The sequence below is a fragment of the Streptomyces pluripotens genome, from assembly GCF_000802245.2.
GTDB lineage: Bacteria > Actinomycetota > Actinomycetes > Streptomycetales > Streptomycetaceae > Streptomyces > Streptomyces pluripotens.
In genome coordinates, this window is sequence record NZ_CP021080.1 from 3,618,826 (window position 1) to 3,632,386 (window position 13,561).

The window sequence follows — 13,561 nt, forward strand, 5'->3', positions numbered from 1 at the left end:
TCGCCACCACGGCCGCGATCAGCCTTCCAACAGCCGCTGTCCCACGTATTCCCCCTTTGCCGGGCCGCCCGGCACGGCAAAGAGACCGCTCGCCTCGTGCCGGATGAACGTCGACAGGGCGTCGCCCCGGTCGAGCTTGCGCTGCACTGGTACGAAGCCGCGCAGTGGGTCCGCCTGCCAGCAGATGAAGAGAAGACCGGCATCCGGCGTGCCGTCCGCGTCGAAGCCGTCGTGGTAGGAGAACGGGCGCCGCAGCATGGCCGCGCCACCGCTCTGATCGGGCCGAGTGATGCGGGCGTGCGCGTTGAGCGGGACCACGTACGCGCCCGTGGAGTCGGTCTTCTGCAGGTCCATCGGGGTCGCCTCGCCGCCCCCGGACAGCGGCGCCCCGTCGTCCTTGCGGCGCCCGATGACCTGTTCCTGGACGGACGGGGACAGTTTCTCCCAGTCGTCCAGGAGCATACGGATCCGACGTACGACGGCGTAGGAGCCGTTCGCCATCCAGGCGGGCTCGCCCGGAGCGGGCACGAAGATCCGCCGGTCGAAGTCGGGGTCGATCGGCTTCGGATTACCGGTGCCATCGATCTGGCCCATGAGGTTGCGGGCCGTCATGGGGTGGGCGGTGGCGCCCGGGGTGCGGTTGAAGCCGTTCATCTGCCAGCGCAGATGCGCCGTGCCGCCCGCGTCCTTCTGGACCGCACGCAGGGCGTGGAAGGCGACCAGGGGATCGTTCGCACCGATCTGGACCCACAGGTCGCCGTCACTGCGGGCTTTGTCGAGGTGATCGGAGGAGAAGTCCGGTAGCGGGTCGAGGGCGGTCGGTCGCTGCTTCTCCAGGCCGGTCCGCTGGAAGAAGCTGTGGCCGAAACCGAAGGTGATCGTCAGCGAGGACGGTCCCGCGTCCCGGGCCACATCGGTGTCGTCGTGCGCGGCAGCCTCGCCTGCCATCAGCCGCTCGGCCGTCGTGGACCAGCGGCGCAGCAGAGCCGTCGCCTCCTTGCGGCCCGCGCCCGCCACCAGGTCGAAGGCGGCGATGTGGCCGCGTGCCTGGAGCCCCTCGGTGATGCCGGACTGATGTTTCCCGTGAAACATCGCCCGCTCCGAGCCGATCGAGGTCAGTGGAGTGGGCGGGGCGGGCGCGGCGGCGTATCCGATGGCTCCGCCGGCCGAGCCCAGGACGATTCCGGTGGCTCCCGCGGTGCCGAGCAGTGTGCGTCGGGAGAGGCCTTCGCCGCTGCCGGCGACGGGCCCCCGCAGCGCGGAGCCGGGCGTACGGGATTCCTGGGGGGACTGGTCAGGCATGGTGTCGTTCAGCCGATCTGCGCGTTCTTGGAGACGGTGGTCTGGTCGATGTCGGAGGTGCGCACGGTGACGGCGATCTTCCAGTCGCCGGCCATCGGGATCTGCACCCCGCTCGCTGACCAGTGGCCGGTCGAGATGTGGTCGGGGGTGACGCGGAGCGGCCCGATCTCCTTCGCTTCGCATGTGAGGGAGATCTTCACCTCCGGAACGTCGAAAGCCTGACCGTTGGGCCGCTGGACGTACAGGTGCATCTCGTTTTCGCCCGGACGTGCGGGGTCGAGGACGACGCTGACGACGCCCTTGCCGTCGGCGCCGCCGGTGTCGAACTGCAGCTTCAGGGCCAATGCGTCCGGAGCATCGGCCGAGGCGGACACGGCGGACGACGTGGCGGCCTTGACTTCCTGTTCGGTACGACCCGGTTCGGTCTGGGTCAGCGCGGTGGTGATGGCAAGCAGCACGATCGCGACGCCCGCCTCGGCGAGCACCGAGCGGCGCAGCCCGAAGCGGATCGGGTCGGCGTCCCGCAGCCGCTTCTGCCGGGCGGCGTCCACGGCGGCCCGCTGCCGGGCGAGCTGGGCGGCCCGTCGGGAGTCACCGTCGCCGTTGCTCCGGCCGTCGTCCACGCTCGCGGCCTGGGCGCCTGTGCTGTCGCCGGAACGCGTGATCCTGGTGGCCTCGCCGTCCTCGGCGGGTCGCTGGGAGTCGTGCCCGGCCGCGACCGAGGACGCGTGCTCCTGCTGTGCACGCTCCGCGCGCGGTCCCGTGGGAGTGGCCGTGTCGACGAGTTGTGCCGTCCACCGCCGGGATGCCGACGCGATACCGACCAACAGTGCCACGAGTCCGATCTTGACCAGCAGCAGCTGGCCGTACCGGGTCCCGGTCAACGCCGACCAGGAGCCGAGCTGCCGCCAGGACTGGTAGATGCCGGTGGCGATCAGCGCGAGGACGGAACCGAAGGCCATCCGCGAGAAGCGGCGGACGGCTGCGGCCTCGACCGGGGTCTCGGCGGGGGCCCGGTACAGGGCGACCAGGAGACCGGCGAGACCGCCCAGCCACGCGGCCACAGCGAGGAGATGCACCACGTCGACCGGCATGGCGATGCCCGGCTGGAGCCCGACCGAGGCGTGTTCGGCCATCGCCCAGCTGGTCGCGAGCCCGACCGCCACGGCCATTCCACCGAGACTGAGCCCTAGGGTCAGGTCGCGCTTCCCCGCATCCTCCTCCCGCCGGGTGTGGGCGCCGAAGAGGACGGCGATGAACAGCGCGGCGGCGGCGAGCAACAGGAGCCGGGAGACCAGCGCGGTACCGGCCCTGGTCTGCGGGACCTGGCCGAGCAGGCCGAGGTCGAAGACGTCGGCGAGTTTTCCCGAGGTGGTGTACGAGCCGCGCAGGAGCAGCAGTGACAGGGTGGCCGCGGTGAGCGTCAGCCAGCCGCCGACCACCAGCCGCTGCAGGGCCCGAACATGGGCGCCGCGCTGCCAGCAGGCGAGCACGAAGGCTGCGCCGCCGGCGAGCAGGATGAAGCCGGCGTAGGAGGCGTACCGTCCGATGGCATAGAGCTCGCCCACGACTCCCCCACCCACGGTCGGCCCGTCACTGGGGACGACGGTCTGCGAGGGTGCCCCGATGGAGAAGGTGTAGGCGCCGGAGACCGGGTGGCTGTCGGCCGAGACGACCTGGTACGTGACCGTGTAGGTGCCGTGGGCCAGGCCGTTCCTGAGGCGCACGGCGTACGTCGTCCCGCTCACGTTGGCGGGCCGCCCGGTCTGGACCGGCTTGCCCCCGGGGTCGAGGACGCGCAGGGAGTCGTCGTTCGTCGCCACCTTCTCGGAGAAGGTGAGTGATACCCGGGTGGGTGCCTTCTGGACCACCACCCCCTGCCCGGGGGAGCTGCCGGTCAGTGCCGCGTGCGCGGAGGCCGGCCCCGCTCCCGCCAGCAGGGTGCCGGTGGCAGCGAGGAACAGCAGCATCAGAGTCCGCAAGCGAGGGGCGATGGTCCGCGTCAACGTGGTCCCTCCCTCAGCGGCCGGTCGACGGGACGGAGGTGGCGGACTTCACCGGCATGCTGATGGTGAGAGGACCGGACCCGGCGAACGTGAGCTTCACGGTGATCGTCTGGCCCTGCTTCGGCTTGCGCTTCAGCTTCTCGAACATCAGATGGTTGGCGCCGCTCCTGAACACGAGCCGACCGTGCGCCGGTATGACGAAGGAGGACTTCTCCTCCATGGCCCCGCCGACGGTGCTGTGCATCGTGACCTGGCCCGCGATGTCGCTGCTGACCGAGGTCAGTTCGTCCTTCGCACCCCCCTTGTTGGTGATCGTCAGGAAGCCTGCGGCCATGTCGGCGGAGACCGGCTGAGGCATGTACGGGGAACTGACGGACAGATCTGCCGTGCCGGAGCTGGAGCCGGAGCACCCGGCGAGGGCCAGGGAACCGGCGAGTGCGACCGCGGTCAGCGGGGCACGGCGCTTCACGGCTTCGCTCCCTTGACGAGCTTGGGCAGGTCCTTGGTGTAGTCATCCACCGTCGCCTGCTGGCCGTAGACGACGTATCCCGCGTCGGTCTTCGGCGAGAACGCGATGACCTGGGTGCCGTGCACCGACACGAGTTTGCCGTTCTTGTCCTTCTTGGTCGGCTCGATGGCGATGCCCAGTGAGCGGGCGGCGGTCCGGATGGTGGAGAAGTCGCCGGTCAGGCCGATGAACTGGGGGTCGATTCCATTGAGCCACGTGCCCAGTGCGGCAGGGGTGTCACGGCCGGGGTCGGTGGTGACGAACACGACCCTGAGGTCGTTCTGCTCCGCCTTGGGCAGGGCCTTCTTGGCGACGGCGATGTTGCTCATCGTCGTCGGACATTCGTCGGGGCAGTGGGTGTAGCCGAAGTAGACCAGGGTCGGGTGACCCTGGGTCTCCTTGCGGAGGTCGTACTTCTTGCCGTGCGTGTCGGTGAGGACGAGGTCCGGTTTCTCGAACGGCTGGTCGAGAACGGTCGCTGCCGTATCCGAGTCGGAATCCATGGAGACCACGGTGACCGGCGAAGTGTCATCGTTCCCGCTGCCACAGGCGGAGAGGGTCAGGGTGGCGGCGGCGAGCAGCGCGGCCGCGGCGAAGGTCTTCTTACGCATAGAGAAACATCCCAGATGTCGGAAACTCCGGCGCGTACCGGGGTCGCACGCAGCGTCGCACGACCCCTTGTACACGGGCGGAAGGCGGGCTCAGGCAGTGGTCCGGCGGCGGCCGGCGAAGACTCCGTAGGCGACCCCCGCGAGTCCGACGGCGATGCCGGTCGCGCCGAGCACGCGCGCGGTGGTGTCGCTGCCGCCGGGGTCCGTGGTGGTGGGTGTCGTCCCGGTCTCGCCGGTCCGGTCGGAGGCGTCCTGGGCGTTGACCGAGCCGTGGTGGTCATCGGCCGCGGCCGACAGCTCCAGTACCGGGGCCGGGTTCTCCGGCTCTTCCTGGCCCTCCTGCGGCACCTCGATCCAGCGCACGACCTCCTTGTTGGAGTACGTCTGGACCGCCTTGAACACCAACTGGCCGGTGTTCTCGGGAAGGGCGCCGATGGAGAGCGGGAACTTCTGGAAGTAGCCGGGCTGGATGCCCTTGCCGTCGGCGGTCCAGGTGACCTTGGAGACGACCTCGTTGATCTTCCTGCCGTGCAGGGCCAGTGGCTGGTCGAGCTTGGTCTTGGTGACCTTCACGGACCAGCCGGCCAGGGGTTCGGGCATGACTGAGGCCAGCGGGTGGCTGGCAGGGAAGTTCACCTCAAGCCTGGTGGTCGAGGCGTTGTCGCGCTCATTGGGGACCTTGAAGTCGACGACCGCGTAGCCGCCCTTGGCCGCGGTGCCCTCGGGCTGCACGGTGACGTGCGCGAACGCGGGGGCGGACAGGGTCAGGACGGTCACGCCCGCGACCGCGGCGGCGGCTGCGGCACGTGAGCCGATCCGGCGCGAGGTGGTACGTCGGGAGACGACGTGAGAAGCCTGCATGGCAGGAGCACTCCACTCCGTGTGAGTCCGGTGATGGTGAGAGATGCGCGTGCGGGTGGCCGGGGCACTCGGCTTCGTCGGCCGTGCGCACGCGTGCGAGCCGGGCGACGGCCGCCTCTCTCCACCGGTGGTGCGCAGTGGTCGGGGCGCGTCGCGTCAGGCCGCGAGGAGGAAGGCGCCAGCGGGCGGGCCGCGTCGGATCACCGTGTGCTGGAGCGCGGTGGTGTGCGGGGCGGGTGGGTCGTCCGAAGCGGTACGGCGGCCGTGTGCGGCCGGCCCGGCGACGGGCACCAGCCCGGTGCACAGGAGGTGTGTCAGCGTGAGCGCCGCACGCAGCGATCGTACGAGCGCAGCCTCGGCGACTCCGTGCGCCGACAGTCCGATCAGCCGCAGCACGGCCAGGTCACCTCGGCGCAGCAGCCAGCCTGCGGTCACCGCCGCGAGGACGTGGCCGAGCAGCATCGGCAGCGAGGGAAGCAGCGCCGAACAGCAGTCGGCGGCGGTGTCGCGTGCGTGCTGCAGGCTGCCCATGGCGGTCAGCGGTCGGCCCTGGCGGTCGATGAGGTGCGCATCGAGGAGTAGCCGGAAGGCGTGCCCGGGGGTGAGGGACGCTGAGCTCGATCCGCACAGCAGTCGCGAGGCCTGCTCGACGAGTGCCGTGTCGTTCAGCGAGGAGCCGGTGGCCACGCCCGCCGACTCCGCAGTGCCCGCCGATCCCGCAGTGCCCGCCGACCTTGCTGTGCCCAGAGCGACCGCCTGCTGACCCAGCCCGAACAGCGTGTGCAGGGTGATCTGGCCGAGTGCGAGGAGTGCGGCGATGCCCGGAAGCGACCGCGTCCGTCCGGCGAGCGGCACCACGAGCAGCAGGCAGCAGAGGAAACCCACGCCCAGCGTCCACAGCGGCACCCGTGCGCCGGAGGCCAGCGCGTGCCCGGCCGCAGCCAGCACGACGCAGACCGCGGCGAACACCGCGGCCCGCAGGATCCGGAGCCCGGCTCCGGGGTGCGCCGGGTGTGGGCGGGGGGCAGTCATGGCGGCCTCATCATCCCACTGCCCGTGACGGCGCCCTGCGGCAGGGCGCCGGAGGTACCCCACGTACACCGTTTTGCCCCTGGGCGCATCGGCCGTATGGGAGGGGTCACGTCAACGGAGTGCTTATGGCCGCCTACGGGGGCAATACCTATCGGTATGTCGAGCCGCGGCCAGGAGGCTGGAGCATGAGCATCTGGTGGTCACTCCATCTGCGCCGCGAGGCCGCGAGCGTGCCACTCGCCCGACGGCTGCTGATCGGTGCCATGGAGACGGCGGGCGTCGATCCGGAGATCTCCTACGACCTGTCCGTCGCATTAGGCGAGGCCTGTGCGAACGCCGTCGAGCACGGCGGGACCGTCACCGCCGTGGGCCCCTCGGAGGCGTACCGGGTGACCGCGTACCTGGACGGTGAGAAGTGCCGGATCGAAGTGGCCGACTCCGGTCCCGGACTCAGCGCCCGCGCCCGGGACATCCGGCCCGCCCACCCGGACGCCGAGCACGGCCGCGGACTCTGTCTGATCCGGGAACTGGCCGATCACGTGCACATCGGCAGGCCCGGTCGGGGTGGGACGGTGGTCAGTTTCGACAAGATCCTCAAGTGGCGGAAGGACGCGCCGCTGCTGGCGGTGTAGCGCTGGTGGCGGGCACGGAGGGAACGCTGCGGGATGGGGCGGAGGGCTGCCTCCAACCGGATGTTCCGGGACTGCGGCTGGTGCGGCGACGATGTCCGCAGCGGCCGTCGGTCCGGGCTCAGCAGCCGTCGTCCTCGGGCACGAAGGACATCCGGTCACCGACCTGAATCGCCAGGGCGCGCTGGTAGGTTCCCCTTCCGACCTGGTACCAGATCTCGTCCCTGGACTTCTTGCCGTTCACGTCGTCCAATTCGACGCACCAGCGTTCCGGGCGGATCACCTTGCGGTAGGTCTCCGTGCCCTGCCGCACCGTGCTGCACACGGTGGTGTGCTCAGTGGTGTACCAGGTGCGCTTCTTGCTGCCACGGCCAGAGGTGTGCCGCACCCGTGTGGTGCCAGGCCGGCAGCGTTTGACCATGCGGGGTCGGGTCGCGCGCCTGGTCTGCTGCGGGAGGTGCCGCGTACCGTCCAGTCGGCCCGAGACGCTGCTGGCTCCGGCGCAGGCGGTAAGGGCCGCCGCTGTCGCCAGGACCGCTAGGGCGAGCGCCGTCCGGCGTATGTGGTGCCGCACTTTTCTCCTTCGACTCGTCGGTCACCCTCGAGAGAACGAGCCCTTCGCGTCCGGCAGGTGGTGGAGCCCTCAGGAGTATTCCGGACACTGGCCGGATCCGGAATACACTGCAGGGCGCCTGGCTGTGCCCTGGCCGTCAAGGGGGGCCGAACCTGCAATGTCCGTGTGACGACCAGCCCGAACCCCGTCTACGCGGACGACGGCGCTCTGGGAACTGGTGCCCGTATCCCTGCCCACGTCGCCCACGACCACCGGGACGCTGCTCGTCCGGCCGGTGCCGCTTCCGGCGAACCGTCGGCTGACGGTCGTGTGGCGCCGAGGAATCGGGGCCCGTCCACCGGCTGACGCGGCTTGTCTCTCCTGAGGTCGGTGGTGCGACAGCCTCTAGGGTGCTGTGCATGCGTATCCAGACCGAGGAGATACCGGACGACGTGACGCTGCGGCTCCTCGCCCGCGGGGATGCGGACGCGCTCTGTGCGGCGTACGTGGAGAACCGCGGGCACCTCGAACCCTGGGAGCCGGTCAGACCGGAGTCGTTCTTCACTGCGGCAGGACAGTCCGAACGCGTGCACGGGCTGCTGCGGCAGTTCGCCGAGGGGTCCGCGGTGCCCCTGGTCCTCGTGGCGGCGGACGGCCGGATCGTCGGGACCATCACCCTGTCGGGAATTTCGCGGGGCCCCTTTTGCAGCGCACATCTGGGGTACTGGGTCGCCGCCGACCGGCAGAACCGTGGACTGGCCAGCTCTGCCGTGGAGGGCGTCTGCCGGATGGCGCGGGACACGGCGGGGCTGCACCGGATCGAGGCGTCCACGCTGCCGGACAACACCGGCTCGCAGCGGGTGCTGGCGAAATGCGGTTTCGAACCGATCGGTACGGCCCGGGGCTACCTGCACATCAACGGCGCCTGGCGGGACTGCCGGCTCTTCCAGCGGATCCTGCACGACCGTGGTCCGGCCCTGTGAGGGCGGTTCACGAGCACCCTCCCCCTAGGCACGTGAAGTCTGCACAGGCGTGCGGACGCGTCGATGGCCGGGCACCTCACGGGTGCCCGGCCATCAGTGTTCTCCCAGTCCTTCAGCCCTTCAGCGACGCCATCCACGCCTCGACCTCGTCGGAGCGGCGCGGCAGGCCCGCAGAGAGGTTTCGGTTGCCGTCCTCGGTGACGAGGATGTCGTCCTCGATGCGGACGCCGATGCCCCGGTACTCCTCCGGGACCGTCACGTCGTCGGCCTGGAAGTACAGGCCCGGTTCGACGGTGAGCACCATGCCCGGCTCCAGCGTGGCGTCCACGTAGGTCTCCGTCCGTGCGGCCGCGCAGTCGTGTACGTCCATGCCGAGCATGTGGCCGGTGCCGTGCAGGGTCCAGCGGCGCTGCAGGCCGAGCTCCAGGACGCGTTCGACCGGACCGTCGGCCAGGCCCCACTCGACGAGTTTCGCGGCGAGCACACGCTGGGCCGCGTCATGGAAGTCACGGTACTTGGCGCCCGGCCTGACGGCCGCGATACCGGCCTCCTGGGCCTCGAACACGGCGTCGTAGATCTTCTTCTGGATCTCGCTGTACGTGCCGTTGACCGGCAGCGTGCGGGTGACGTCGGCCGTGTACAACGTGTGCGTCTCCACGCCCGCGTCCAGCAGGAGCAGGTCGCCGGAGCGGACCGGGCCGTCGTTGCGGACCCAGTGCAGGGTGCAGGCGTGCGGGCCGGCCGCGCAGATGGAGCCGTAGCCGACGTCGTTGCCCTCCACGCGCGCGCGGAGGAAGAAGGTGCCTTCGATGTAGCGCTCGCTGGTCGCCTCCGCCTTGTCCAGGACCTTGACGACGTCCTTGAAGCCGCGCACCGTCGAGTCGACGGCCTTCTGCAGCTCACCGACCTCGAACTCGTCCTTGATCAGCCGGGCCTCGGAGAGGAAGACGCGCAGTTCCTCGTCGCGCTCGGCGGTGACCTTGTCGGTCAGCGCCGCTTCGATCCCCGCGTCGTAGCCGCGTACGACCCGTACCGGACCGGTGGCCTCGCGCAGCCGGTCGGCCAGTTCCCGCACGTCGGAGGCGGGGATGCCGTAGAGCCGTCCGGCCTCAGTGAGGGAGTGGCGGCGGCCCACCCACAGTTCGCCCTGACCGGAGAGCCAGAACTCACCGTTCTCGCGGTTGGAGCGCGGCAGCAGGTAGATCGTCTCCGTGTGGCCGTCGGCAGTGGGTTCCAGGACCAGCACGCCGTCCTCGGTCTGGTCGCCGGTGAGGTAGGTGTACTCGACGGAGGAGCGGAAGGGGTATTCAGTGTCGTTCGAGCGGGTCTTCAGGTTGCCCGCGGGGATCACCAGGCGCTCGCCCGGGAAGCGGGCGGAGAGCGCGGCACGGCGACGCGCGGTGTGCCCGGCCTGTTCGATCGGCTGCAGGTCACGCAGCTCTGTGTCGGCCCAACCGGACTTCATGTTCTCGGCCAGCTCGTCGGAGACACCCGGGTACAGGCCGTTCTTCCGCTGCTTGATGGGCTCGTCGGACTCAGTCTCCGGGGTCTCCGGGTTGAGTTCGTCGGACACGTGATCCTCCTCGGTACGCCATGTGATCTCCCCCGGGGCCCGGGACGCTCGTGCTTGTGGCCGAGCGGGGGCCTCCATCATCGTACGGTCGTACCGGGGCGGGGTCAGGGTTGGACGACCTGTTATGCCCGCTCATGCCAGCCGAGTGCTCAGTCGAAGCGCGCCGCCAGCAGCACCACGTCCTCGTCGCTGTCCGCCGTGTCCAGGCCGTCCGGTAGGAGTGCGCGCAGGACGTGGTCGACCATGGCGTTGGGATCGTGCCGCAGCGCGCGCGGGATGCCCGCGGCGGTCGCGTGCAGCCGGGCGAAGGCGCGGTCCATCGGCTCGCCGGTGCGCTGCAGCAGCCCGTCGGTGTAGAGCAGAACCGTCTCGCCGGGCTCGGCCCGGATCTCCACGCTGGGTGCCTCCCAACAGGCGAGCATGCCGAGCGGCGCGGAGACGGAGGTCTCGGCGAACTCGGTGCGCCGCTCGCCGATCAACAGGGGCGGGCTGTGCCCGGCACCGGCCAGGGTGACCCTGCGCAGGACGGGCTCGCAGTAGGCGAACAGGGCCGTCGCCGAGCGGGCTGGCTCGGTGAGCCGTAGCAGCAGTTCCAGGTCGGACAGGACGGCGACGGGATCCTCGCCCTCCATCACGGCGTAGGCGCGCAGCGATGCGCGCAGCCGGCCCATGGCGGCCACTGCGCTGGGCCCGGAGCCGGTGACCGAGCCGACGCAGAGGCCGAGGGCGGCGTCCGGCAGCGGCAGTGCGTCGTACCAGTCGCCGCCGCCGCGAGGGCCGGTGCGGTGTTGGGCGGCGAGTTGCACACCGGCCACGCGGGGCAGCCGGGAGGGCAGCAGTTCCTCGGTCACGGTCGCCACGTACGCGCGGGTCCGCTCCAGTTCCAGCAGTCGGGCGAGGTGCTCGACGGCGTGCCGGACGTAGAGCCCGGCGAGGTGCCGCTGCCGTTCGTGCGGCTCGGCCGGCTCGTCGTAGAGCCAAGCGGCGGTGCCGAGGTGCCCGGTGCCCTCGGTGGCCAGGGGGAGGGCGTAGCTGGCGGCGTAGCCCAGGCGGGCGGCCACGTCGCGGTGACGGGGGTCGAGGCCGTCCTCGGCGAGCAGATCCGAGTGGACGTTCTCGGCGCCCTCCCCCGTGCCGTACAGCAGTGAGCCGCGCGGGACGGTCTCGATGTGGCCGAGGTCGGCGCGGCCCAGGCCGAGCCCGACGGTGGTACGGGGGCCGAGCCCGTCACCGGGTTTCAGCACGACGAGGCCGCGGCGGGCGCCGACGAGGACGGCCCCGGCGCGCAGCAGTTCGTGCAATGCGGCGTCCAGCGCGTTGGTGCGGGAGAGACGCTCGGTGAGTTCGTGGAGGGTCGTGAGGTCGGAAACCCAGCTGGCCAGCCGGTCCTGGAGGAGGGTTCCGGGGGCCGGGGTGTTCGGCGCGGGCACGGGAGCGGCGCCCGGTGCGGGGGGAGAAGGCGCGACAGTGTGTGCGGGCGTCGGAACCGCTGGATCGATTCCGGCCACTTTCGCTGGGTGCGGGGCGTTCATGGCGTCCGGCCTTCAGACCAGTGCGTATTGCTGGGAAGCATCGCAAACCCCCATGTCATTCTGCGCCGCTAGCAGTGTCTCCACATGTACACGCACTCGTGAGGGGATGTCCAGCATTGTCCTGCTGGGATTCCTGGTGTCCATGGGCGGGAAGTGGGTTTCCTCGAACCCCTTGCCTTACTGTCAAGTTGGCTTGAAACTGCCTCGGGTAACGGTTCATTGCGGTCGACTGGCTCTGCTCCACAGAGCGTCACAGCGGTCGTGATGGGTACGTACTCGGAGAAGGCCAGGGGTGGTTGGGGGCCGCCCGGAACCTGGCGACGGACCCGGGCGTCATAGCCACCGACGGCCGAGCCCTATCCTCCCGTGGCGGAGGCGGAGAGACATACGTGCGACGGCAAACGCCATACTTCGCCACCCCCACGCCGCAGCCGTGCTTCTGACGGACGCACCATGGACGCGGACGCGGCCCATGCTCGACCCCCTGGGGTTCCCCTCGCGGTGCGCGGGGGCGTGATGCGCCAACAGGTACGCACGGTGAAGTGATCGACACATGGTGTGATGTGGCCCACGGTGTTGCCAGCGGTGCAACGGAAAGGAACGAGCGCTCATGCGCGAGATCCCCGGAAGGCGACGCAGGCTCCTGTCCAGGCGGAACGACGGGCAGCCTGAGCCGATCGGCGCGGCCCTGACCTTCGCGACGGAATGGCAGTGGCCGGTACTGCCGGGCGTGGCCCCGGACCCGCGCGGACAGGCCCGCTGCGCCTGCCCCGACCCGGAGTGCACGGTGCCCGGTGCACATCCCCTCGACCCCGGTCTGCTCGCCGCCACCACCGACGCGCGGATGGTGCGTTGGTGGTGGACCAATCGACCGAGCGCGTCGATCATCCTGGCCACCGGCGGCCAAGCGCCCTGCGCGGTCAGTCTGCCGGCCCTGGCCGCGTCCCGTGCCCTCGTGCTGCTCGACCGGCGCGGCATGCGCCTCGGTCCGGTGATCGCCTCGCCCACCCGCTGGGCGCTGCTGGTGGAGCCGTACTCCATGGAGCAGTTGGGCGAACTACTCTATGCCAGGGACTTCGTCCCCGGCTCCCTCCGTTTCCACGGTGAGGGCGGCTATCTCGCACTGCCGCCGTCCGAGACCGGTACGGGGGCCGTTCGCTGGGAACGTGCTCCGCTGCCGGGCTCCGCCACGCCGTGGGTGCCCGATGTGGAGGCCGTGGTGGACGCGGTCGTCGACGCCCTCACTCGTACGGGTGTGAGCGCGCCCGAGTTGTAGGGGTGTCCGGCGCGGAGGGGCGGGCGGGGCTCCGGCGCTCGATATCTTCCGCATATGCTGCGAATTTCCGGGCGGCACGGCAGACGGCTGCCGCTCCATAGCGGGCCGGGCCACCGAAAGCGCGGGCCGGCCCCCCGCAGGTTCCGTCTGGCCGCCCTCGTGGGTGCCGTGACGGCCGCCGTCGTGCTGCCGCTTGCCGTGGCGTCCGCGAGGCAGGTGGGCGACGCCGGCCGGGCCGTCGTGCCGGCCGCTCCCCGCGCTGCCGGCACCCGGGTTCGCCCGGTCACCGTCGGGCGTTCTCCCCGGCCGCTCGGCCCGGACCTGGCCACTGGTGCCCGTTGCGGGCCGGAACTCACCTCGCCGCAGGGCTTCGAGGCGCAGACCTGTGTGCTGACCCAGGGTGCCGAGACCTGGGCGCGCGCCTACTACCGCAATGCCACCGGGGAGCCGCTGGACGCGGAGCTGAGCTTGCTGGGGCCGGACGGTCGGACCGTGCAGATGCACTGCGTCACGGGGGCCGATGACGAGCCCGGCACCTGCGAGACGCCGCGCGAGCACACCAGGGGTGCGCCGGACACCTACCTGGCCGTCAGCGAGTTCGCCGTACCCGGGACCGATGGTGCGCTGCTGTTGCGCTCGGGCAGCAACGCCCCTGAGGGCAAAGGCAGTTGAGGCGTCACGGTACTTCGTTGCCG

13 protein-coding genes are annotated in these 13,561 nt (G+C 70.7%); 4 read left to right on the forward strand and 9 right to left on the reverse strand.

Annotation, left to right across the window (positions count from 1 at the left end; translation table 11 throughout):
* Positions 1-18 precede the first annotated feature (18 nt).
* From efeB to LK06_RS16270, 6 genes are all read right to left on the reverse strand, one after another.
* Entirely contained in the window at positions 19-1,302 is a 1,284-nt protein-coding gene (gene efeB / locus LK06_RS16245; RefSeq protein ID WP_039654920.1) for an iron uptake transporter deferrochelatase/peroxidase subunit, read from the reverse strand.
* An 8-nt stretch (positions 1,303-1,310) separates the two neighbouring features.
* A complete protein-coding gene (locus LK06_RS16250) occupies positions 1,311-3,308 on the reverse strand; it encodes a copper resistance CopC/CopD family protein (RefSeq protein ID WP_039654919.1) in 1,998 nt (665 codons plus the stop codon).
* Positions 3,309-3,321: 13 nt separating this feature from the next.
* Positions 3,322-3,777 (reverse strand): copper chaperone PCu(A)C, encoded by a 456-nt coding sequence (locus tag LK06_RS16255; RefSeq protein WP_039654918.1) that lies wholly within the window; start codon positions 3,775-3,777, stop codon positions 3,322-3,324.
* Positions 3,774-4,427, reverse strand: coding sequence for an SCO family protein (locus LK06_RS16260; protein WP_039654917.1), 654 nt, complete (start codon positions 4,425-4,427; stop codon positions 3,774-3,776). The genes LK06_RS16255 and LK06_RS16260 overlap by 4 nt, the downstream gene beginning before the upstream one ends.
* 90 nt (positions 4,428-4,517) lie before the next feature.
* Positions 4,518-5,288, reverse strand: a complete 771-nt coding sequence (locus tag LK06_RS16265) for a YcnI family copper-binding membrane protein (protein WP_052270111.1) — start codon at positions 5,286-5,288, stop codon at positions 4,518-4,520.
* A gap of 156 nt (positions 5,289-5,444) precedes the next feature.
* Positions 5,445-6,320, reverse strand: coding sequence for a hypothetical protein (locus tag LK06_RS16270; RefSeq protein WP_039654916.1), 876 nt, complete (start codon positions 6,318-6,320; stop codon positions 5,445-5,447).
* Between the two features lie 185 nt (positions 6,321-6,505).
* Here LK06_RS16270 and LK06_RS16275 point away from each other — a divergent pair, with 185 nt between their 5' ends.
* Positions 6,506-6,952: an ATP-binding protein gene (locus LK06_RS16275; RefSeq protein ID WP_039654915.1), complete on the forward strand. Its 447-nt coding sequence runs from the start codon at positions 6,506-6,508 to the stop codon at positions 6,950-6,952.
* 118 nt (positions 6,953-7,070) lie between these two features.
* On the opposite strand, the gene LK06_RS16280 is transcribed toward LK06_RS16275, so the two are convergent.
* Positions 7,071-7,523: a hypothetical protein gene (locus LK06_RS16280; RefSeq protein ID WP_039654914.1), complete on the reverse strand. Its 453-nt coding sequence runs from the start codon at positions 7,521-7,523 to the stop codon at positions 7,071-7,073.
* Between the two features lie 398 nt (positions 7,524-7,921).
* Here LK06_RS16280 and LK06_RS16285 point away from each other — a divergent pair, with 398 nt between their 5' ends.
* Entirely contained in the window at positions 7,922-8,485 is a 564-nt protein-coding gene (locus LK06_RS16285) for a GNAT family N-acetyltransferase (RefSeq protein ID WP_043432951.1), read from the forward strand.
* A gap of 112 nt (positions 8,486-8,597) precedes the next feature.
* On the opposite strand, the gene LK06_RS16290 is transcribed toward LK06_RS16285, so the two are convergent.
* A complete protein-coding gene (locus LK06_RS16290) occupies positions 8,598-10,058 on the reverse strand; it encodes an aminopeptidase P family protein (RefSeq protein ID WP_039654912.1) in 1,461 nt (486 codons plus the stop codon).
* Between the two features lie 149 nt (positions 10,059-10,207).
* On the reverse strand, positions 10,208-11,590 hold the full coding sequence (locus LK06_RS16295; protein ID WP_039654911.1) for a PP2C family protein-serine/threonine phosphatase: 1,383 nt from the start codon (positions 11,588-11,590) through the stop codon (positions 10,208-10,210).
* 610 nt (positions 11,591-12,200) lie between these two features.
* Between LK06_RS16295 and LK06_RS16300 the strand changes: the two genes are divergently transcribed.
* Positions 12,201-12,866: a bifunctional DNA primase/polymerase gene (locus LK06_RS16300; protein ID WP_039654910.1), complete on the forward strand. Its 666-nt coding sequence runs from the start codon at positions 12,201-12,203 to the stop codon at positions 12,864-12,866.
* 54 nt (positions 12,867-12,920) lie between these two features.
* The gene (locus LK06_RS16305; protein WP_234367419.1) at positions 12,921-13,538 is read left to right on the forward strand and encodes a hypothetical protein; all 618 of its coding nucleotides are present in this window, start codon (positions 12,921-12,923) and stop codon (positions 13,536-13,538) included.
* The last annotated feature ends 23 nt before the right edge of the window (positions 13,539-13,561 follow it).